General features: G+C 34.9%; 23 protein-coding genes and 1 riboswitch. Of the genes, 21 read left to right on the top strand and 2 right to left on the bottom strand.

The features are described 5' to 3' along the window. Positions 1–12: 12 nt before the first annotated feature. From CALKRO_RS10415 to CALKRO_RS10340, 16 genes are all read left to right on the top strand, one after another. Positions 13–1965, top strand: coding sequence for a methyl-accepting chemotaxis protein (locus tag CALKRO_RS10415; protein WP_013430975.1), 1953 nt, complete (start codon positions 13–15; stop codon positions 1963–1965). 34 nt (positions 1966–1999) lie between these two features. Beyond that, entirely contained in the window at positions 2000–2551 is a 552-nt protein-coding gene (locus tag CALKRO_RS10410; protein ID WP_013430974.1) for a chemotaxis protein CheW, read from the top strand. A 38-nt stretch (positions 2552–2589) separates the two neighbouring features. Continuing rightward, positions 2590–3621, top strand: a complete 1032-nt coding sequence (locus CALKRO_RS10405) for a protein-glutamate methylesterase/protein-glutamine glutaminase (RefSeq protein WP_013430973.1) — start codon at positions 2590–2592, stop codon at positions 3619–3621. Positions 3622–3650: 29 nt separating this feature from the next. Beyond that, a complete protein-coding gene (locus CALKRO_RS10400; RefSeq protein ID WP_237699072.1) occupies positions 3651–5288 on the top strand; it encodes a chemotaxis protein CheA in 1638 nt (545 codons plus the stop codon). 29 nt (positions 5289–5317) lie between these two features. Further along, a complete protein-coding gene (locus CALKRO_RS10395; RefSeq protein WP_013430971.1) occupies positions 5318–6796 on the top strand; it encodes a HEAT repeat domain-containing protein in 1479 nt (492 codons plus the stop codon). Positions 6797–6807: 11 nt separating this feature from the next. Further along, the gene (locus CALKRO_RS10390) at positions 6808–7650 is read left to right on the top strand and encodes a CheR family methyltransferase (RefSeq protein ID WP_013430970.1); all 843 of its coding nucleotides are present in this window, start codon (positions 6808–6810) and stop codon (positions 7648–7650) included. A gap of 31 nt (positions 7651–7681) precedes the next feature. Then, positions 7682–8053, top strand: a complete 372-nt coding sequence (locus tag CALKRO_RS10385; protein WP_013430969.1) for a response regulator — start codon at positions 7682–7684, stop codon at positions 8051–8053. Positions 8054–8069: 16 nt separating this feature from the next. Then, positions 8070–9071, top strand: a complete 1002-nt coding sequence (locus CALKRO_RS10380) for a chemotaxis protein CheW (protein WP_013430968.1) — start codon at positions 8070–8072, stop codon at positions 9069–9071. Beyond that, on the top strand, positions 9072–10061 hold the full coding sequence (locus tag CALKRO_RS10375; protein WP_013430967.1) for a methyl-accepting chemotaxis protein: 990 nt from the start codon (positions 9072–9074) through the stop codon (positions 10059–10061). A 34-nt stretch (positions 10062–10095) separates the two neighbouring features. Continuing rightward, on the top strand, positions 10096–10539 hold the full coding sequence (locus CALKRO_RS10370; RefSeq protein WP_013430966.1) for a response regulator: 444 nt from the start codon (positions 10096–10098) through the stop codon (positions 10537–10539). A 26-nt stretch (positions 10540–10565) separates the two neighbouring features. Then, positions 10566–10913: a PAS domain-containing protein gene (locus CALKRO_RS10365; RefSeq protein ID WP_013430965.1), complete on the top strand. Its 348-nt coding sequence runs from the start codon at positions 10566–10568 to the stop codon at positions 10911–10913. A 41-nt stretch (positions 10914–10954) separates the two neighbouring features. Beyond that, on the top strand, positions 10955–11581 hold the full coding sequence (locus tag CALKRO_RS10360; protein ID WP_013430964.1) for a phosphoribosyltransferase: 627 nt from the start codon (positions 10955–10957) through the stop codon (positions 11579–11581). Positions 11582–11680: 99 nt separating this feature from the next. Further along, entirely contained in the window at positions 11681–12205 is a 525-nt protein-coding gene (locus tag CALKRO_RS10355; protein ID WP_013430963.1) for a helix-turn-helix domain-containing protein, read from the top strand. A gap of 27 nt (positions 12206–12232) precedes the next feature. Next, positions 12233–13144 carry a hypothetical protein gene (locus CALKRO_RS10350; protein ID WP_013430962.1) on the top strand — a complete coding sequence of 304 codons (912 nt, stop codon included), beginning with the start codon at positions 12233–12235 and terminating at the stop codon, positions 13142–13144. Between the two features lie 19 nt (positions 13145–13163). Further along, positions 13164–14033, top strand: a complete 870-nt coding sequence (locus CALKRO_RS10345; protein ID WP_013430961.1) for a hypothetical protein — start codon at positions 13164–13166, stop codon at positions 14031–14033. Positions 14034–14245: 212 nt separating this feature from the next. After that, the gene (locus CALKRO_RS10340; protein WP_013430960.1) at positions 14246–15103 is read left to right on the top strand and encodes a cation diffusion facilitator family transporter; all 858 of its coding nucleotides are present in this window, start codon (positions 14246–14248) and stop codon (positions 15101–15103) included. A gap of 4 nt (positions 15104–15107) precedes the next feature. Here the strand turns inward: CALKRO_RS10340 and CALKRO_RS10335 are convergent, their stop codons facing one another. Continuing rightward, entirely contained in the window at positions 15108–15593 is a 486-nt protein-coding gene (locus CALKRO_RS10335) for a DUF3368 domain-containing protein (RefSeq protein ID WP_013430959.1), read from the bottom strand. Then, on the bottom strand, positions 15586–15843 hold the full coding sequence (locus CALKRO_RS10330) for a UPF0175 family protein (RefSeq protein ID WP_013430958.1): 258 nt from the start codon (positions 15841–15843) through the stop codon (positions 15586–15588). The genes CALKRO_RS10335 and CALKRO_RS10330 overlap by 8 nt, the downstream gene beginning before the upstream one ends. Positions 15844–15948: 105 nt before the next feature. Beyond that, positions 15949–16012: riboswitch (Fluoride riboswitch) on the top strand. Between the two features lie 91 nt (positions 16013–16103). Here CALKRO_RS10330 and crcB (CALKRO_RS10325) point away from each other — a divergent pair. The 5 genes from crcB (CALKRO_RS10325) (at position 16104) to CALKRO_RS10305 (ending at position 22567) form a co-directional block, all read left to right on the top strand. Further along, entirely contained in the window at positions 16104–16502 is a 399-nt protein-coding gene (gene crcB / locus CALKRO_RS10325; RefSeq protein WP_013430957.1) for a fluoride efflux transporter CrcB, read from the top strand. Further along, positions 16499–16855 (top strand): fluoride efflux transporter CrcB, encoded by a 357-nt coding sequence (crcB, locus tag CALKRO_RS10320; RefSeq protein ID WP_013430956.1) that lies wholly within the window; start codon positions 16499–16501, stop codon positions 16853–16855. The genes crcB (CALKRO_RS10325) and crcB (CALKRO_RS10320) overlap by 4 nt, the downstream gene beginning before the upstream one ends. 120 nt (positions 16856–16975) lie before the next feature. After that, the gene (gene hisS, locus CALKRO_RS10315; protein ID WP_013430955.1) at positions 16976–18241 is read left to right on the top strand and encodes a histidine--tRNA ligase; all 1266 of its coding nucleotides are present in this window, start codon (positions 16976–16978) and stop codon (positions 18239–18241) included. A 41-nt stretch (positions 18242–18282) separates the two neighbouring features. After that, complete coding sequence (gene aspS, locus CALKRO_RS10310; RefSeq protein WP_041741722.1) at positions 18283–20073, top strand: aspartate--tRNA ligase; 1791 nt, start codon at positions 18283–18285, stop codon at positions 20071–20073. A 226-nt stretch (positions 20074–20299) separates the two neighbouring features. Beyond that, entirely contained in the window at positions 20300–22567 is a 2268-nt protein-coding gene (locus tag CALKRO_RS10305) for a cellulase family glycosylhydrolase (protein WP_013430953.1), read from the top strand. Positions 22568–22752: the final 185 nt, after the last annotated feature.

The raw sequence follows: 22752 nt of genomic DNA, 5'->3' as shown, positions 1-22752 counted from the left end.
GGAGGTAGAAGAATGGAACTTTCAAAATTACAAACACCGAGAAATCCTTTGAAAGCAGGCGCTCAACCTGCTGCATCAAACCAAATTCAAGATGTTTCTCAGAGCCAATCTTACAGTACCAGTATTTTTGACTCAACTAAGAGAAAAGAAAGAAGAGATGAGCTGAAGAAAAACACAATAATCGAGAGGCTGGCTGCAGCATCAGCTGAAACTCAGGCGGCTGTAGCCCAGGCAACACGTAATGTAAATGAACTTCAGGTTGCAGTGCAAGAGATTGCGGCATCGGCTCAGGAAGCATCAAAAGCTGCTAATGAATCTTTAAAAGCTATTCAGGAGATTGAAAAGGTTGCAAAGGTTTCAGATGAAAAAGCAGTTGAACTTTCAAACTCTATTGCAAACCTTCAGACGCTTATTCAGAGTATTTCAGATGAGATAGAAGAAGTCATAAGAGGAATTGAAATATCTGCTCAAAGTTCTGTTGAGTCTGCAGAGAATGTTTTACAACTTGAAAGACAGGCAAATGAAATTAAAAATACTGCCCAAGCTGTAATGGAGGTCGCTGACCAGACAAATTTGCTTGCACTCAATGCTGCGATTGAAGCTGCAAGGGCAGGAAAACATGGTCGTGGTTTTGCAGTTGTTGCAGATGAGGTAAGAAGCTTAGCAGAGATAACAAATAAAGCTGCTATAGAGATTCAAAACATCATAGAGGATATTCAAAAAGATGTAAATGTTGTAGCGGAAGACATAAGAAGCGTTGGAACACTTGTCAGAGGGGAAGCTGAAAAGGCAAAAGGTGTTACTGAGGATTTGAAGAAAATAGAGGATGCTATAAATACAATTGTCGAAGCCATGAAGGAAATAAGGGTTTTGTCAAGGAACATGATGAATGCATCAAGCGAGGTCAGGGGTGGAAGCCAGCAGATTGCAGCAGCTGCTGAGGAAACTGCAGCTGCAACTGAAGAGTCAAATGCATCGTTAATTGAACAGACAAAAGCATTGAACGAGATTAACAATGCAATAACTATGCTTGCTGAAATGGCAGATGAGTTAAAATCTACAAGTGTAACTCAGAAAAATGCAGAAGAACTTGCTGCAGCGTCTTCTGAGCTTGCTGCTATGGTAGAAGAGTCACACAAGGCAAGTTATCAGATTTCTTCAGCGCTTGAACAAATAATGCAAGCTTCTGAAGAACAAGCAGCTGCATGTGAAGAATCCCAAAGGGCAACAGAGAATCTTAAAAACATGCAAAAAGACATAGTTGATAGATTAGAAAATGCTACAAAGTTGTCAAAAGAGCTTCAAGAAATTTTAGAAAAGAACAGGAAAGACGTAGAAGGATTGATTGAGGGTGTTGCCCACTCGGTTGAAAAGAACAAACAGTCATTGGAAAGTGTGAGAGTACTTGAGAAAAGAATTAGAAACATTGAAAAGATAATTGATACAATCTCAAATGTTACAACAAAAGTGGACTTGCTGTCACTCAATGGTTCAATTGAAGCGGCCCGTTCCGGCAAGTATGGAAAGGGATTTGCAGTTGTTGCAGGAGATATAAAGCAGCTTGCTCAGCAGTCAAGTGAAGCTATTGGAAACATCAAAGAAATGGTGAGAAATATTAGCGACCAAGTAAGAATTGTGTATGAGGATGTAGAAAATGCAGTAAAGACATCTACACAGGAAAACGAAAAAGCACAAAAAATTACCATTTCGCTTGAAAGAGTTAGGATTGCAACTGAAAAAGTTTTAGCTGAAGGCGGGCAGCTACTTAAGATGGCACAGGATGCAGAAGCAGCTTTAACCCAGATTGCAGCAGGAACCATGCAGATAGCAAGAGGAGCAGAAGAAGCATCACAATCAGCTCAAAGTGCAGCAACCCAGGCACAAGAACAGCTAAAAGCAATATCTCAGATTGCTCAGGCAGCCCAGGAACTTGCTAATCTTGCTGAAGAGCTTAAAAATATTTAAGCGGGGTTAGTTTAAAAGAGGAGGATTGAGTAATATGATTGAAGAAGAAAGAAAAAAATTGTTAAAAGCAGATATAGCTGAAGATTTTGAAGAAGAAGATGAACTCACTGATGAAAAGCAGCTTGTTATTTTCAAGCTTGGGGATGAAGAGTACGGTGTTGATATAATGCAGGTCAAAGAGATTATCAGAACAACCACCATTACCAAAATACCACAAGTACCATCTTTTGTTGAAGGGATAATAAGTCTGCGGGGAGAAATACTGCCTATAATTGATATGCGAAAAAAATTTGGACTTCCAGAGACAGAAAGAACAAGACAAACAAGAATCCTTGTCATAAACCTTGACAATATGACAATAGGCGGAATTGTTGATGAAGTTACGGAGGTTTTAAGACTTCCAAATGATGCTATAACTCCCCCACCACCTGTTATAAGGGGAATCAACACTGAGTACTTACAAGGTGTTGGTCAAATTAATGGTAGGATAATAATTCTTCTTGACATGTCAAAGATATTAACATCAAATGAGGTAATTCAAATTGAGGAGTTAAAAGAGGAACTTTTGAACACAAATACACAATAAACTTTTACTAAACCACACGGGAGAGTAGAAATTCAAAGATGGTAAGAGTGTTAGTAGCAGAAGATTCCCCTTTGATGAGAAGGGTTTTAATAAAAATACTTCAAAAAAGTCCTTTTATAAAGGTTATAGATTATGCAACAAATGGGCAGGAGGCAATCGAAAAGGTTGCCTCCCTTCGCCCAGACGTTGTCACAATGGATGTTGAAATGCCTGTATTAAACGGTCTTGAGGCTCTGAAAGCAATAATGCAAACATGTCCAACACCTGTTGTGATGATATCAACGCTTACCCAAAAAGGTGCTGAAGTCACATTAAAAGCTTTGAGTCTTGGTGCGGTGGATTTTATTCCAAAGCCTTCTGCCTACTCAAGCGAGCTTGAAAGTATAGAAAATGAGATTATTAAAAAAGTATTAAATGCAGCAAAAGCGAATGTCTTTGGCAAAAAAGTAGATTCTTTGAACACTACTAAAATTATTTCAGTTTCAAAAAAACCATTAGTAAAGCCAAATGCTATATTTATTGGTGTTTCAACAGGTGGACCAAAAACTCTTGGTGAGATAATACCCTATATTAAAAGTGATATAGGTGTACCAATATTTATTGTTCAGCATATGCCACCAAACTTTACACGACAACTTGCTTCAACCCTTTCAGAAAGAAGTTCGCTTTTTATAAAGGAAGCTGAAAAGGGTGAATTTGTAAAACCTAATACAGTCTACATTGCACCAGGTGGCAAGCAAATGGAACTAATAATCTCTGGTGGCAGAACTGTAATAAATATAGTTGATGGTCCAAATGATTTGATATACAAGCCTTCTGTTGATTATGTTGGGTTTTTACTTGCCAATCATTATAAAGACAGACTTGTTGCAATAATGCTGACAGGAATGGGCAATGATGGTGCAAAAGCATTTGCATTTATCAAAAAACTTGGTGGTTTTATAATAGCTGAGGATCATTCCACTGCTATTATATTTGGAATGCCAAAAGCTGTAATTGATCAGGGGATAGCTGATTTGATTTTGCCTTGCACAAGTATTGCAGGGGCTATAAATTCTATATTTTCATGAGAAAGATTTTTAAGGGCAGGGTTGAAAAGATGAATTATGAAGAAAAGAAGTTTCTTATGGAACTTTTAGATGAGGGGAAAAAGATATACAAAATAGAGTTTTTATTAAAGCCAGAAGCTGAGTTTAAATCTCCATCTATGGCAAAGATATATAAAGCTCTTAAAAAAAAATACAATATTTTTTTAACAATTCCGGATGTAGAGCAGGAACATGTTAGTGAAGAAGTAAATGAATATCTATTTTTTATTGAAGGCGACATTGAAATAAATGCATTACGGCAGGATGTAGAGGATATCTGTAAAACTGAGGATGTAGTGGAAATTTTCTTTATACAAAAACTAATAAAAGAGGATTTAGAGGTAACAGAAACAGAAGAAGTGGACAAAATTGTAAACCAGTCTGAGAGTGATCAGACGGGGACTTTTGAGGATGGAATTAAGAATCTTAAAGAAATTGATATTAAAAGAATTGATTCAGTGCGAATAGATATAAACAAGCTCAATAATCTTACAAATCTTGCTGGCGAACTTATTACCTGTAAATCTCAATTGAATCAGATATTAAATGCATTCAAAGAAACAAACATAAAAGATAAAACGCTTAGTAACTTAATTTCAAATCTTGAAAAAGGAATTTTACGACTTGAAAGAATATCATTTGATATTCAGGAAGGAATAACAAGTTTGAGGCTTTTGCCTATAAAAAATGTTCTGAGAAAGCTTCCGCGAATTGTTCGAGAGGTTGCTCAAAAAGAAGGGAAAGAGGTTGAACTTATCATAAAAGGTGAAGAAACAGAAATAGACAAGATTATACTTGAAAAGATAACCGACCCACTTGTTCACTTGGTGAGAAATTGTGTAAATCATGGAATTGAAAAGCCTGAAGAAAGAATTGCTAAGGGAAAAAGACCTCAGGGAAGGATTTTGATAGAAGCATATGCAGAAGGTGAGAATATCTACGTAAATGTTGAAGATGATGGCAAAGGTATTGACATTGACAAAGTAAAAGAAAAAGCTTTGCTAAAAGGTATAGTGACAAAGGATGAGATTGAGAGAATGTCAGATGATGAAATAATAGAGTTTATTTTCTTACCAGGTTTTTCTACTGCTGATAAGATTAATGATGTGGCAGGCAGAGGCGTTGGAATGGATGTTGTGAAAAAGAATTTAAGTGAGCTAAAAGGAGAGATAAAGGTTAAAACAGAAAAAGATAAAGGTACAAGCTTTTTGATGATAATTCCTCTCACTGTTGCAATAATAAAGACATTGCTGGTTTTAGCTGGGGATAAATTGTATCTGCTTCCGCTTGAAAAAGTGGTTGAGACAGTAAAGATAAGAAAAGATTCAATAAAGTCTATAACTGGTAAAAAGGTATGCAGTATTAAAGGTGAAATAGTACCATTTTTCAGTCTTCAGGAAATACTTGGATATCAGAAAAGTGAAGATGATAGAAGTTACTATTTTGGAATAATAGTAAAATATAGAGAAAGCAAAGTAGGAATAATCGTGGACAGGCTGATGGGCGAATATGATGTGGTTGTAAAGCCTTTAGATCAGTTTGTCGGGAATGTAAAAGGAGTTGTTGGTTCAACAATCTTAGGTGATGGGAAGGTTGTACTTTTGCTTGAACCAGAACAGCTAATTGAAAGAGTTATTCAGATGGTCTAATTAAAACTAAAAGGAGTGGGGCACAGAAGATGAATTCAGCTATGGAAATAATTGAAATGCTAAATTCAGATGACTATCTATTACAAAAAGAAGCTATTGAGAATGCGCCAAAGTTTAAGGAACCTGAAATTGTTGATAGATTAATAGATCTTTTTATAAAAACAAACAATAAAATGATTGAGGAGCACATTACAGAAGCTTTAAAACAAATAGGTGGCAGTTATACTGTTGAAAAATTATTGAGGCTTTTAGACCATGAAGAAGCAAGGGTTAGGGTTTTTGCTTTTGAGGTTTTAAGTAAAATAGGTAATGATAATATTCACGCAATAATCAAAGAGGCAGAAAATCCAGATAAAAATGTTAGGAAATTTGTAGTGGATATTTTAGGTGCTCTTAAAAACAAAGAAGCAGTTGATACTTTACTGAAAAGGTTATCAGATGATGATGTAAATGTAGTACAGGGGGCCATTGAGGCACTTGGCAATATTGGGGATGTTGAAGCTCTCAAAAAGGTAATTGAGTTTTTACCTTCTGCTCATCTGTGGGTACAGTGGACAATAATTGAGAGCATAAAAAAAGTGAACAATAGAGAACTAATTTCAGAGGTTTTAAATCTGCCATGGGAGATTGAGGATATCATCTTTGACAGTATTTTTGACATGGTGAAAGAAAATGGTACCCTTGAGAATGTGGAGGATGCAGTAAATCTTTATTTAAAGCTTTCAACACAGCTGAGGATAAAGGTTTTAGATACCATATATTCGATTTATATAAAGTCAGATAAACAAAAACTTGAAAAAGTTTTATCAAATACAAGCTTTTTTGATGAAATAAAAACCATTTTGATATATGGTTCTGATACACAAAAATTTGAGATTTTTAACTATATGGGTAGCATAGAAGATAAGGATTTTGTAAGGTTTATAAAGAGTAGGGTGTTTGATGAAACAGTTATTCTAAGCGCTATAAAACTCTATTATGCATCGAATACTTTAGAGAAAAGAGAATTAGTTAGAGTGTTTAAATATTTTAATAAGTCAAAACTGGTTGAATATATGAGAGAGATATTCAAAGGTGATGATAATATCTTAAAGCTTAGCGGGTTGAAGATTATGAGATACAATGGTATCAAGGAGGCAGCAGATGTGTTGCCAGAGATGATAAAAGAAGATGAGCTTTTACCAGAGGTCTTAAAAACTGTGATAGAACTAAACTTGAAGGAGTTATTTGATAGAATTTATGAAGAATATTTCAATGTCAAAAGCGATGACTTAAGACTTTTGATGCTTGAATGTATGGTTGAACTAAGACCTGACGATGCAAGGGTTGTGGCTCTAATTAAAGATGAGCTTGCAAATGAGTATTTATCTGATGTTCATATTCTCAAGCTTTTACAACTTGTAAGAAAAATTAGTGATAAAGAACCATTTAGATTACAGTTAGAGTATTTGGCTGACCATCCTAATATAGAGATTTCTATTGAAGCTCAGGACCTGCTTGGAGGCTAAGGAGGAGCAAAATGCTAACAGAAATTGTCTTAAATAATCAAGAGTGGTATATTATAAGAGATTTTATATACAAAACTACAGGATTGTACTTTTCCGATGATAAAAAAAGCTATATTCAAAAAAGATTGAAAATAGCAATGGATAATTTAGCGATAACAGATTTTTGGGAGTATTTAAAAAGAATTGAGACTGACAGAAATGCTCTTAACAAATTATTGGAATTGATTACAACAAATGAAACATATTTTTTCAGAGACATTCCGCAACTTGACATGTTTTCGAAAGATGTTTTGCCTGAACTTTTGAATAGAAAAGCAAGCAAAGGTGATTTTAGGTTAAAAATTTGGAGTGCAGGATGTTCAACAGGGGAAGAACCTTACACTATTGCAATAATTTTGAAAGAAAGGCTTGAATATTTTGATGACTGGGACATTGAGATACTTGGAACTGATATTTCAGAAAGGGTTTTAAGGCTTGCGCAAGATGCTATTTACATGCCACGGTCTTTGAAAGATGTTCCAGAGTATATAAAACTTAAATATTTTGAGTACAGCCCTGTAGATAAAATGTACAAGCTCAAAGATGAGATAAAGAAGCTGGTGACTTTTAGGTACTTGAATCTTTATGATGAGAGTAAGATGAGGCTTATGAGAAATTATGATGTGATATTTTGTAGAAATGTTTTGATTTACTTTGACGAAGAGTCAAGAAAAAAGGTTGTAGAATATTTTTATGATGCATTAAATCCGGGTGGTTATATCTTTTTAGGACATTCAGAGAGTATCCTAAGAATCACAAAAGCTTTTGAAATTGTTTATTTTGACAACAACATAGCTTTCAGAAAACCCATGTAAAAATAAAGAATAATGGAGGGTACGAAAAGATATGCCGAAAATTTTAGTTGTTGATGATTCGCCGGTTGTAAAGAAAATTGTAACAACAACACTTGTGAAAAAAGGGTTTGAGGTAAAAGAAGCATTAGATGGTGTTGCTGCATTGGAAATACTTTTAAGCGAGAAGATTGACCTTGTTATTACAGACCTCAATATGCCAAAGATGGACGGTCTGCAGCTTACCAGAGAAATAAGGAAAAACCCGATGTATAAGAGAATACCAGTTATTATGCTAACAACAAATCCATCAGAAGAGCAAAAAGCGTTGGAAGCGGGTGCAAATCTCTACCTGAAAAAACCTGTGACAAGCGAGGAATTGATTTCACATGTTCAAAAATTTTTGGGGATAGAAATGAGAAGCTAACAGAGGTGGGATTGTAATGACTGACCAATTGTTCAGTGCAGCAGAACTTGAAGAGCTTAAAAAAGATTTTATTGTTGAAACATACGAGCATCTTGAGAATGCTCAAGATGCTCTCCTGCAACTTGAGAAAGATCCAGCTAACTATGAAACACTAAATTTTATATTCCGTGAAATTCATTCAATAAAAGGAGGCGCAAACTTTTTAGGTCTGCAGGATATAATCAACGTTTCTCATGAAATGGAGAGCTTATTGGACAAGATGAGAAACTATGAGATATATCCTTCCAGTGATGTTATAAATGCTATTTTTGAGGGAATAGATATAATTCGAAAGTTGGCAGATAATTTGGAGAATAATGAACAAAGCTGTATTGATTATACCTCATACATAGCACAATTGAAGAGAATAGACAGTTCAAAACATTCATCAGATACAGCTATTCAAGGAAGAATAAAAAATAATGATGATTTTCAAACATCGAACGAACCTGAATTTGCAAGAAATCAAGAAGATGATAAAAATGATGGATTTACAAACTTCAGAATAAATGATGATGACCAACGTATTGATGAAGATTCTTACCAAATGATTGTTTCATTTGAATATGGAGATGTTACTTATGGAATTGAAGTAGAGTTTGTCAGGGAGATAGTGAGGCCAACAGATGTAACCACAATACCGTTTGCACCTGAACATGTAATGGGGCTTATGAATCTGAGAGGAGATGTTGTAACAATAGTTGATTTTGGGAAACTACTGGGAGTTGAAAAGAGTGAAAGTAATAATCACAAAGTTCTAATAATTGGCAATGATGAATTGACATTTGGGCTGTACGTTGATAATGTAAGAGAAGTTGTGAGTGTGCTTCCTGAGGAGATAAAAAAAGAATTAAATGTTTCTTCAATTTCATCAGGAGAGATTTTGAAAGGAATAGTAGAAAGAAATGGTGAGTTTATACAAATAATAGATATTAGGAAATTGATAGAAAGGTCAAAAAATAGTATGGAGTTGATTTAAATGGAATTGTATACATATCTTCTCTTTGCAATAATGCTAATGATAATAATTGCTGAAAAATTGTTACTTGTGAAAAAGTCCAATGAAATAAAAAAAATTATTGAATTTGTGAGTTCGGGGAAAGTAAAAAAGGGAATACCTAAGGAATTTGTTAATGTATATAAAAGTAAGCTTGACTTGATAGAAAAACAGTTTAAGAATGAGATATCTAAGCTTAAATCTGAAAACCAGTACCTACAAAAAGAAATAGAGGAAAGTAGAAGAATGTTAGATAGTCACAACAGTGAGTTTAAAGAACAGTTGCATACTATATTTGACTCAGTTAAGGAGCTTGCGGAAGCATTTAAGGTAGTAGTGGATGAGATAAATGAGGTCCTGGTAAAGAATTTAGAAGACATGACTCAACGGTCAAATAAAGTTGAAGATGATATAAGAAATGGTCGAGTTCAGGTTTCAAAGTCTGTAGAGGATATAAATATCCTTTTGGGTCAAATGCAAGAGTTATTAGAAAATGTTGTTAATCTTTCGGTGCATATTGAAAATATGAGCAAAGTAACGCAGATTATTAGCGATATTGTAAAGGAGATTTCTTTCATTTCATTAAATGCGCAGATTGAAGCTAATAAAGTGAAAGATTCTATGGCGTTTAGTTTGTTGGCATCCGAGATGAGAAAACTTGCAGACAGTGGCAAACAGAGTTTGAAAGAAGTTAACAAGACCATTTCAAATATTGTTGAGGATATTAATACAAACAGTATCCGTATTAATACTTTTGTAAGTAAATTGGAAGAGCTGAAAAATAGAACTAATGAAATAACCGATGAATTTGAATCTGTTCACAGACTAATTAGCTCTGTGCTACATTATCAAAATCAGTTATCAGACCAGGTAAAACAACACTTTGCAGGTATTCAAGAAATTGTTGGGGTGTTAGAGAATATCTACAATGAAGGTGTTCAGATTCTGGAAAAAAGCATTGCACACATATAGATGAAATAAAACTTGTGATGAGAGAGGTTAAGTAATGAAAAAGGTGACCTTTCTTATTGTCGATGATTCTCCAATGTGGAGAAAGGTGATAAGAAGGTTCATAGAAGAAAAGCTCAATGGTAAAATAATTGCAGAGGCAAAGGATGGTGTTGAGGCTGTAAAGCTTTACAAAAGATTTAAGCCTGATGTGGTTACAATGGACATTGAGATGCCAAAACTTGATGGTATAAGTGCAATGGAAGAGATTTTGAAATTTGATAAAAGTGCAACAGTAATCATCATAAGTTCAAAAGGTGAGGAGGATGTAGTAAGAAGAGCTCTTTTAAAAGGGGCAAAAGATTTTATTGTGAAAGATTTAGAGATTGAAAAGTGGTCCAAAAGATTTGATAATGTTATAAAAGAATTTGAGAAAAAGAATTCAAAGAAAAGTGTATTTGCAAATGTAAAAAACTACATTAATAGATTAAAAAGACAGTAAGTTAATTTTGCAGCGGGGGTATTTGGATGAACGTTGAAAAGAAAAGGGGTAAAGAGTTAATAGAAAACAATAAAGTTAAATTTTTTGTTGAGAATCTTAAAGATTATTTCGGTAACATGAATGAATATGTTGTAGTGGTTTGGGACGAAGAAGGAGTAATCTTGGAATACAAAGAAAATGGCGAGAAATTATTAGGGTATTTTCCTGACCAAATAGAGGGCAAAAAGTGGTTAGATGTTTTAATTGATGACAGAGAAAGAGAAGAGATGGAATGGGTTTGTAGAAAATTAGAGAGTATAAATTTCAAAGTGAAACTCATTTTTAGAAGGCACCAATGTGGTAAAATAAATTTAGGTGCCTTTTTTGTTTTTTAGGTCAAAGAGAAAGTTCTTTAATAAAGGAGAGAGTTTTGATAATGCTTTTTAGAGACAGGGTTGATGCTGGAGAAAAGTTAGCTGAGAAATTAGAAGCATTTAAAGGAAGACAAGATGTTATACTTTTTGCAGTTCCAAGAGGTGGGGTGGTTGTCGCAAAAGTAATTGCAGATAGGCTCAAAATCCCTTTGGATATTGTGTTGGCAAAAAAGATAGGTGCACCTTTTAACAGAGAGTTTGCTATTGCCGCTGTGGATATAGATGGGGATATGGTTTTAAATAATGAATATGTAGAATATTTCTCTATGAGAGACGAATATATAGAACACCAAAAGAAAAGAGTCTTAGAAAGCTTGAAGGACCAGCTTATTGAGTACAGGGGGTCTATCAAGTATAAAAGCTTGGAAAACAAAGTGGCAATAATAGTGGATGATGGAATTGCAACAGGTGCAACAACAAAAGCATGCATAAGGTTTCTTTTGAAACTAAATCCTAAAAAAATATACATTGCAACACCGGTGATTGCACCTTCGACTTTAAAAGAGCTGGAAAAGGAATGTGATGGTATCTTTTATATTGTAAGTAGTGAGCCATTTTGGGCAGTTGGACAGTTTTATGTTGACTTTTCACAGGTTTCTGAAGAGGATATTAAAAAACTACTAAGCTAAAATTTTTTTTGAAAACTGTGTGCACAAAAATGTTAACATAAAGAGGCTTTTGTGATAATATAAAATAAAACAAATACTAAAATTGAGTGGGATGAAGAAATGGATTTTTACAGGGTTGGTGATAAGGTCATAAGTCTTCAAAAAATAGTGGATGAAGTCAAGAAGATATTGGACCTTCGTCAAAAAGGATTTTCGCAGATTGAGGTTGCCGAAAAGCTGAAAATAGATAGGTCTTTTATCTCAAAGCTTGAAGGACTTGGAGAAGTACGCAAGGGCAAAAATATTGCTGCAATCGGATTTCCTGTAAAAAACAAGCATGAGGTAGAGCAGGTATTGAAGAGTTACGGAATAAACTACTATCTTTTAATGACAGAAGAGGAGAGAAATAGTTTTATAAACTCCCTTTCTGCTGCTCAGCTTTTGAACATCATGGGTGAATATATAAATAATTTTAAAATGTTTGACATTGTAATTGCCATGGGTTCGGACTTTAGACTAAACTGGTTCAAAGCTTTTCTTGATTGTGAGGTCATTACAATACCTCTGGGAAAATCCCCGCTCAAACATGATGTTGAAGTTGATGTTGAAGAGCTGAAAAAAATCTTAGATTCTATTGTGAAGTAGCAAGAAGGAAAAGGAGATGTTTTTTGCATGAAAAGGATAGTGAGTGTCAGCATTGGTTCAAGCAAGAGGAATCACAAAACAAAGACTAAAATAATGGGTATTGACTTTGAGATTGAAAGAATTGGGACAGATGGAGATATAAAAAAGGCAATAGAAATTATAAAGTCTTTGGATGGAAAAGTAGACGCCTTTGGTATGGGAGGAATTGACATTGTACTATATGGTGGAGGAAAAAATTATGTCATAAGAGAGGCTATTCCAATAAAAAATGCTGCTCAAAAAACTCCTCTTGTTGACGGTACAGGAGTTAAAAATACATTTGAAAAATGGGTTATAAAATATCTTCAAGACAACAACATAATAGGTTTCAAGGATAAAACTGCGCTTGTTGTGTGTGCGCTTGATAGATACAAGCTTGCAGAGGGACTATATGAGGCAGGGTGCAAACTTTTGCTTGGCGATGCCCTATTTGCCTTAGGGATTCCGCTTATGATAAAAAGTCTTAAGACGTTTTACTATCTTGCAGCTTTGCTTGTCCCATTGATAATAAAATTACCATTTAGCATGTTGTATCCCAATGATGAGAAAAAAGAAGAAAATCCCAAAAAGCTCAAAAAGTATTGGAAATATTTTAAAGTAGCAGACATCATCGCGGGAGATTATAAATACATTCAAAAGTACATGCCAGATAGTTTAGAAGGAAAGATAATCATCACAAATACCATTACGAAAGAGGATGTTCAAGAGCTTAAGAAAAGAAAGCTAAAGATGCTTGTTACTACAACACCTGAGTTTGACGGAAGATCTTTTGGGACAAATGTTGTTGAGGCTATTTTAGTCGCTCTGACGGGTAAGAGATTGGAAGACATGAGTCAGGAAGAGATAGAAAAGCTCATAAAAGAGATTGATTTTAAGCCCAGGATAGAAATATTCTATTAGTAGAAGATATTTTCTTGGGTTGATAAAAATTTATACTATTACTTTTGTGTTAGAAGGTGAAAGTAGAATTTTTCTTCCAGAATATGCAAAGTTTTTTCCTCTATTTTTGAGAAAATTTCTGGTTGCAAATTCACAACCCAAGTTCGAAGAGTATATAAGGCTAATTAATGGAATAGAAATGAGATTAGAATTTTTCATATTTCCGAAAATGGAGAAGGTTTCAAAAAAACATAAAAAAATAAAACATTTTATTGACCAGCAAAGAAGAGGAAGAGTAATACACTTTGATTGGACATATGAACAAAATATTCACATTAATTGTTTTATTGCATATCATATTGTAAGAGAAATATTAAAAAAGTACGGTCAACGTTTAAAAAATAGAAAGATAGGAATAGTTGGGCTTGAAAAAGCTAAAAAAAATGGACTTTTATATGAGCTTGCGGAAAATACAGATATTCTTTATACTTCCTTTGATTCATTTCAAGAGACAAAAATAGCTGATGAGCTTTTAGGAGAGTTCGGAACGATTGTAATAAACTGCTGGGAAGAAGAGAAGTTGTTTGAAACTGCAGATGTGGTGTTTATATTCAGAGAGATAGCCAAGACAGCTTATGCGTCAAAAAGAGGAATAGTGTGCTATCCTGAAATGGGTGTGATAAAAGATTTTGAATTTTTTAAAAAGTCCTTTTTTCTTTCTGAGATTTGTGTTGATTTTCTTCCTCTAAAAGATATATGTATATATAACGTGACACCCTTTATCGATTTGCCTATTAACATGGTTGAAATTATTTGTGAAAAGCTTCTCTTTACAACCATAAATAGCTTTTCAGATGCCAAAAAGGTCTTTACAAAAGACCTCTTTGATGTTAAAATAAAGCTCAAGTGACATGAAAAATTTAATACCTTCTGTTAAGAAGTGGTCAGAAAAGAGCGCTTAAAAGCTCTTTTCGGGCCTGGAAATTGTACCAGGCAGCAGGGATGAAAAAATCCTGCGGGACCCATGTTTTTTACACAAAACATGAGTCTTGGCAGGATTTTTTTATTGTTTTAATAGTTTTTGTGAAGAAGCTTATAATGAAAGGAGTTTTGTGAAAGTATATGGAAAAGCAAGGTGCAGCACTTTTGTCAGTTTTTTCTAATACAGCCTTGGTTTTATTCAAACTTATTGCAGGTAGCATTATGGGTTCTGTGTCTGTTATATCAGAGGCAATTCACTCTGGCATTGACCTTTTAGCAAGCTTGGTTGCATATTTTTCCATCAAACAGGCAAGAAAACCAGCAGACAGTGACCATCCTTTTGGTCATGGTAAGTTTGAAAATGTCTCTGGTGCATTTGAAGCGATATTAATATTTTTAGCAGCAGCTATGATTATTTATGAGGCAATAAAAAAGATTGTAAAGGGTGGAGAAGTTGAGAAAATAGAAGCAGGGCTTTTGGTTATGCTAATCTCAGCCGTTGTAAACCTTTTTATATCCTCAAAACTCTTTAAAATAGCTAAAAAAACAGATTCTGTGGCTTTGGAAGCAGATGCTTGGCATCTTTTCACAGATGTGTTTACCTCATTTGGAGTATTCTTAGGGCTTGTTGCAATAAAACTTACACATGTGTACATTATAGACCCGATAATTGCTATCATTGTTGCCCTGATGATAATAAAAGCTTCTGTTGATTTGACTAAAAAAGCTCTCTGTGACCTTGTTGACAAGAGTCTTCCTCAAAGCGAGATTGAGATAATTGAAAATATAATAAGAAAATACTCCCAGGTTACAAGCTTTCACAAGCTCAGAACCAGGAAAAGTGGAGACAGGCGCGAGATTGATGTTCACATTAGAATGGAAAATTCAACTACTTTAATTGACGCTCACAACCTCTGTAACCAGATAGAAAATGATATAAAATCTGCTCTGCCAAATTCGTATATAACAATCCACATTGAACCTGAGGAAGAAGAGTAGAAATTTAATTCTCATTAGCAAGCGTTAGTATATGTTCATAGAGCTCTTGACTGATATATATTCCATTTTTAATTAAATCGTTAAGAATAGGTTTAATTTCCTTGATTAGTTGATTTTCTTTTGCTCTTAATAAAACACCTATAGTTCCTGTAACCTTAAGGCCAAATAGAGAGGCATATTTTCTTGCTAAATAATCATCAATGATGCATAAGTCTGCATTTATTTCTTGCGCTAATAGAATTACCTCTATTTCTCCCTTATGCAAGGAAGTCTGAAGCAATTCTTTTGCATATGCGTTTTTTACTCTTTCTATTAAGATATAATCGAATAGAGAAAGATCAATTTTCTTGTTTGTAGGGGCTTTAAAAAATACTTCTTCATATACTCCATATGGCACAATTATCCTCTTGTAGAGAGCCTCCAAAATTGATAATTGATTTACAGCATTTAGCGCAATTAAAGGAGTTGAATTAACAACTACCTTAAGCATTTTTTACATCCTCTTTAATTTCTTCAAAGCAATCAAAGTTAAATACAGAAATATTTTGCTCGGATAGTAATTGAATAAATTCTGCAATACTCATACCGGCGAGTTCTGCTGCTTGACCAAGGGACAGTCTTTTTTCTTTAAAGTATTTGACAGCTATAAGTTTTTTTATTTCACTTGAAAGTTTGTTTTCATCTTCTCGCAAAGCTAAAAAGATTTCTAATGGTAAGTTTATATTAATGATTTTCTGCATAAAGATTTACCTCTCTCTTTTCTGATTTTACTCTGGTTTTATTATAACATAAAAGAGAATTCACAAAAAGTCTATATTGAAATCAACTGTGTTCGATGATATAATATTACTAACGGCGATGGAGTCCGCCGTACAAATGCCAATGAGGGCTGATGACTCCTACAGATGCTGCAAAAAAGCAACATCTGTAGGAGTTTTTTGTATTTTATAGGCCTAATTTCCTGCTGACTACTTTGATTTTACTGAAGGAGGCAATGGCCGTGAAAAACGTTGTTGCAATTGCTATTGGAGCTTTTTTTGGTGCTGTTTGTAGATTTTTTATATCTCAGCTGAGCCTTGGCAGCTTTCCTTTTACAACACTTTTTATAAACGTTGTTGGCAGTTTTGTTTTGTGCTTTGTTGCAGAGATAACGGTAGAACACATAAAGATTTCAACCGCCTTAAGACATATGATAACAACAGGTTTTATAAGCAGCTTTACAACCTTTTCTACATTTGTACTTGAAATTGTGAGGTTTTTGATGAAAGGAGAATTTACAGCTGCGATTGTCTATCCTCTTTTATCCATTGTACTTGGGCTTTTAGCTTCAATTTTTGGCTTTGAACTTGCAAGGGCTGTTTCAGAAAGACAGCAAAAAGAGGAGTATGAGGCAGCATGAACTATCTCATTGTTGGAGTTGGTGGGGTAATTGGAGCAATCTTGAGATATATAGTTGGGAAAATATTTAGAGAGGTAATGGATAAAGACCATCCTGCTGCTACATTGTTTATAAACGTGATAGGGAGCTTTTTAATAGGATATTTGTCAACAAACCATCTTTCGAGTGAATACAAACTTTTTCTGATGACTGGTCTTCTTGGCGGATTCACCACATACTCTGCGTTTATGATTGAGACATCAAGGTATATAAAGAGAGAAAAACACACGAAGGCTTTTATTTATGTATTTGTCTCTATCATTTTTGGAATAGTTGCAGCTGGTGTGGGAATTTGGTTAGCAAGCTTTATCTAAGTATTGCTATATTTTGATTATTTTTTAGGTCTCATCACTTGAAACCCCAAATTGAATTAATATATAATTTAAATATTGCAAATTTTAATCTTTTTAATTATTTTGAGGAGAGAGTAGGAAATGAAAATCCAAGCACCAAAAGGAACAAAGGATGTGCTACCAGAAGAAAGTTATATGTGGCAATATGTTGAGAATAAATTCAGAGAGATTTGCAAGCTTTATGGATATCAGGAAGTTAGGTTTCCTACATTTGAGTACACAGAACTTTTCCAAAGAGGTGTGGGCGATACTACTGATATTGTCCAAAAAGAGATGTATACCTTTTTGGACAAGGGTGGAAGGAGCATCACTTTAAGACCAGAAGGAACAGCATCCACAGCAAGATTGTTCATCGAGCATGGTTTTGCGTCACGTCCGATGCCACAGAGGTTTTACTACATTATTTCAGCTTTCAGGTATGAAAATACTCAAGGCGGAAGGTTTAGAGAGTTTCACCAGTTTGGAATTGAGAATTTTGGTTCTTCTTCTCCTGTAACAGATGCAGAGGTAATTTCACTTGCATACAATTTCTTTGCAAGCCTTGGGCTTGACAATATTACTGTGAATATCAACAGCATAGGATGTCCTGTATGCAGAAAAGAATATGTGAAAAATTTAAAAGAGTATTTTTCGGCAAATTCTCAAAAGCTCTGTCATACATGCCACCAAAGGCTTGACAAAAATCCTATGAGAATTTTGGATTGTAAAGAAGAGGATTGCAAGCTGATTGCAAAAGACGCACCAAAACCAATAGATTATCTTTGTGATGATTGTAAAAGCCATTTTGAAAGTGTGAAAACTTACTTAGATTCAGCTATGGTTTCATACAAGGTTGACCCATATATTGTTCGCGGCTTGGACTACTACACAAAAACAGTTTTTGAGATTGTTGCCACTGTCTCTGATAAAGAGCTTGCAATTTGCGGCGGTGGAAGGTACGACAACTTAATAGAGCAGATAGGAGGAAATTCCACTCCAGGAATTGGTTTTGCAATTGGCGTTGAGAGACTTTTAATGCTGCTTGAGCAAAATGGTCTTCTTCCTGCAAGATCGCAGGTGCCGAGAGTGTTTGTGGCAACAATAGGGGAAAATGGTATCAAAAAAGCTTTTGAGATTGCAAGGATGCTTAGGTTTGAAGGAATTTCAACCGTAGTTGAAGAGATGGGAAGAAGCTTAAAATCTCAGATGAAATATGCTGATAAGATTGGCTGCGAGTTTTCTATAATTATTGGCGATGATGAGATTGAAAAGGGTGTTTGCAAAGTTAGAAATATGAAGACATCTTCGGAGGAAATAGTAGAAATAGAAAATATTTGCGAGTATTTAAAAGAAAAACTTCAAAAATAACAAGAACGTTTTTATAACTTTAAAAATTTTCAAAGAAGGTGATGGGTGTGGAAGGTATTAAAGGGTTTAAACGAACAAAATACTGTGCAGAAGTATCACTTGATGATGTTGGAAAAGAGGTTGTATTAACAGGTTGGGTTGATACAAGACGCGATCTTGGTGGGATAATATTTGTTGATTTGAGGGACAGAACAGGTATTGTACAGGTTGTATTTGATGAGAAGATGGGAGAAGAACTTTTAGACAAGGCCGACTCATTAAGGTCCGAATACTGTATCGGCGTTAGGGGTATTGTGGAGAAAAGACCACCTGAGACAGTAAACCCTAAAATAAAAACAGGAGAGATAGAAGTAAGAGCAACAGAACTGAGGATATTTAACAAGTCTGAAACACCCCCTTTTCCAATTGAAGAGGGAATAAATGTAAATGAAGCAGTAAGGCTAAAATACAGGTATTTGGATTTAAGAAGACCTGATATGCAGAGGAATTTGATGTTCAGACACAAGCTCTATCAGGTTGTGCGAAATTTTCTTTCTCAAAATGGGTTTATAGAGATAGAAACACCCATGCTCACAAAATCCACTCCAGAAGGTGCAAGAGACTACTTAGTTCCAAGCAGAATATTTCCGGGAAAATTTTTTGCACTCCCACAATCACCGCAGCTTTTTAAACAGCTTTTGATGGTTGCAGGGTTTGACAGATATTTTCAGATTGTAAAATGTTTTAGAGATGAAGACCTGCGAGCAGACAGGCAGCCTGAGTTTACCCAGATTGACATTGAGATGTCGTTTGTTGATGTTGACGATGTTATCGAGATAAACGAAAAGTTATTGCAGACTATATTCAGAGAGATGCTTGGGATAGATCTTAAGTTGCCTCTTCCAAGGCTTACCTACAAAGAAGCAATGGAAAGGTTTGGCTCAGATAAACCAGATACACGATTTGGAATGGAGCTTGTTGATATTACTGACATTGTCAAAAATTGCGAGTTTAAAGTATTTGCTGATGCTGCGAACAAGGGTGGATCGGTGAGAGCAATCAATGCAAAGGGTTGTGCAGCTACATTTTCAAGGCGTGAGATTGATGCGCTTGTTGAGTTTGCAAAAAACTTTAAAGCAAAAGGTCTTGCATGGATCGCAGTTGAAAGTGATGGTCTGAAGTCCCCTATTGTCAAGTTTTTAAAAGAAGAGGAGATAAATGAAATTCTAAAGAGACTTGGAGCAGAGGTTGGAGATTTGCTACTATTTTCTGCTGACAAGAATGAAATTGTTTTTGATGTTCTTGGGAACTTGAGACTTGAGATAGCAAGAAAGCTAAATCTTCTTGATAAGTCAAAATTTAATCTTCTCTGGGTAACAGAATTTCCTCTTTTTGAGTATTCAGAAGAAGAGGGCAGGTTTGTTGCAAAACACCATCCGTTTACATCGCCAATGGATGAAGATTTAGAATTTTTAGAGACAGATCCGACGAAAGTAAGATCAAAGGCTTATGATATTGTATTAAACGGAACAGAAATTGGTGGTGGTTCTATTAGAATTCATTCACCTGAGCTTCAAAAGAGAATGTTCAAAGCCCTTGGATTTACAGAGGAAAGGGCACAGGACAGGTTTGGCTTTTTGCTTGAAGCTTTCAAGTATGGTACACCACCGCATGGTGGTATAGCTTATGGATTTGATAGGCTTTGCATGCTTCTTTTAGGTTTAGATTCTATCAGAGATACAATTGCCTTCCCGAAGGTGAAAGATTCGTCATGCCCGTTGACTGATGCGCCCTCTGAGGTTGAACCAAAACAGCTTCGAGAACTTCACATCAAGGTTGATGTTGTAAAATAACAAAGAATTTTTCACGGCTCCGTGTCCCTAAAATAGTTAAAGATTTTGGTGGGACAGGAGCCTTATTTTTTGCAAAATTTTTACCTTATCTTAGAGCAAGATGCTACAAAAAGCAGGTCAAAAATTTCAAACAGATATGAAATTTTTTTAATTTAAAACTTTCTGAGCATGGAATATATTAAACTTATAACAAGATGATAACGATTACATAGGAGGGATTTGCATTATGAGGAAAATTATTTTAAAGTTTTGTGCACTCATGATGGTAGTGATTTTGATTGTTTCTATTTTACAAATTTTACCTGTTTTTGCCCAGAGCATACCGTATGAAAAGGAAAAATATCCACATCTTCTTGGCAATCAGGTAGTTAAAAAACCATCGGTTGCCGGCAGACTGCAGATTATTGAAAAGGACGGAAAAAAGTATTTAGCTGACCAGAAAGGAGAAATAATTCAGCTTCGTGGTATGAGTACACATGGACTTCAGTGGTATGGTGATATTATAAACAAAAATGCATTTGAAGCTCTTTCAAAAGATTGGGAGTGCAACGTTATAAGGCTTGCGATGTATGTGGGTGAAGGCGGCTATGCTTCAAATCCAAGTATTAAAGAAAAAGTTATAGAAGGGATTAAGCTTGCTATTGAGAAAGACATGTATGTAATTGTTGACTGGCATGTATTAAATCCCGGCGACCCGAATGCTGAAATTTATAAAGGGGCAAAAGACTTTTTCAAAGAGATAGCTATAAGTTTTCCCAATGACTATCACATAATATATGAACTTTGCAATGAACCAAATCCAAATGAACCGGGAGTAGAAAATAGCTTGGATGGCTGGAAAAAAGTAAAGGCTTATGCACAGCCCATCATAAAAATGCTCAGAAGTTTGGGGAATCAGAACATTATAATTGTAGGTTCGCCAAACTGGAGTCAGAGACCTGACTTTGCAATTCAAGACCCTATAAATGATAAAAATGTTATGTATTCAGTTCATTTTTACTCTGGAACTCACAAAGTTGATGGATATGTTTTTGAAAACATGAAAAATGCATTTGAAAATGGCGTGCCAATTTTCGTGAGTGAATGGGGAACAAGTTTGGCAAGCGGTGATGGTGGACCGTATCTTGATGAAGCAGATAAGTGGCTTGAATATTTAAATTCAAACTATATTAGCTGGGTGAACTGGTCACTGTCAAACAAAAATGAGACATCAGCTGCTTTTGTTCCATATATAAATGGTATGCATGATGCCACACCACTTGACCCTGGTGATGATAAGGTGTGGGACATAGAAGAGCTTAGTATTTCTGGAGAGTATGTGAGGGCAAGGATAAAAGGAATTGCTTATCAGCCAATTAAGAGAGATAACAAAATAAAAGAAAGAAAAAGTGCACCTTTAGGCGAAAAAGTCTTACCATCCACGTTTGAAGATGACACTCGTCAGGGCTGGGACTGGGATGGACCATCTGGTGTGAAAGGTCCTATTACCATCGAAAGTGCGAATGGTTCAAAAGCGCTATCTTTTGATGTTGAGTATCCAGAGAAAAAACCACAAGATGGCTGGGCAACAGCTGCAAGGCTTATACTTAAAGACATAAATGTAGAAAGGGGAGATAATAAATATTTGGCTTTTGATTTTTATTTGAAACCAGATAGGGCTTTAAAAGGTATGATTCAGATATTTTTAGCTTTTTCACCGCCTTCCTTAGGTTACTGGGCTCAGGTACAAGACAGTTTTAATATTGACCTTGCAAAACTGTCAAGTGCAAAAAAGATAGAAGACCGAATTTATAAATTCAATGTATTTTTTGACTTAGACAAGATACAAGATAATAAAGTACTGAGTCCAGACACACTCTTGAGAGATATAATAGTAGTCATAGCAGATGGCAATAGCGATTTTAAGGGGAAAATGTATATAGATAATGTTAGATTTACCAATATCCTTTTTGAGGATATCAATTTTGAAAATAGCCTTTATGATGTTATCGACAAGCTTTATTCTAAAGGAATCATAAAAGGAATTTCAGTATTTAAGTACTTGCCAGATAAAACCATTACAAGGGCTGAATTTGCTGCACTTTGTGTCAGGGCACTGAACCTGAAAATTGAAAAATACGATGGTAGATTTTCTGATGTGAAAAGCGGCAACTGGTATTCAGATGTAGTTTATACGGCGTATAAAAACAAATTGTTTGAAATAAAAGAGAATAAATTCTTTCCTGAAAATATTTTAAAAAGAGAAGAAGCAGTAGCTTTGGCAATTGAAGTGTATAAAAGATTGACTGGTAAGATAGAAGTTAATACAGACGATGTTCCAATTGCTGATGAAAAACTTATAAATCCTCAATACAGAGAAAGCGTGAAGTTAGCAATTAAGCTCGGTATTGTTGACCTGTATTCAGACGGAACATTTGAACCAAATAAGAGCGTTTCAAGAGGGGAGGTGGCAACAATTTTCTATAATCTCTTGAACTTAGCAGGCAAGCTATGATACATGAATTTGAAAAGAATTTTTAACAAATGCTGCTGGCTAAATGCTGGCAGCTTTTTTTATATTATTTTGACACTCTTGTATGACAAAATATTGCACATTTTAATATCAACATTTCACAAAAAAACTGCAATTTTTTCAATTCATTTTGAAAAATATAGGTTGTAAACTATAGTTGAAAAGTT

Source organism: Caldicellulosiruptor kronotskyensis 2002 (assembly GCF_000166775.1).
Classification (GTDB): domain Bacteria; phylum Bacillota; class Thermoanaerobacteria; order Caldicellulosiruptorales; family Caldicellulosiruptoraceae; genus Caldicellulosiruptor; species Caldicellulosiruptor kronotskyensis.
Note: the sequence above shows the minus strand (reverse complement) of the source record. Positions and strands in the feature narration are given on the sequence as shown.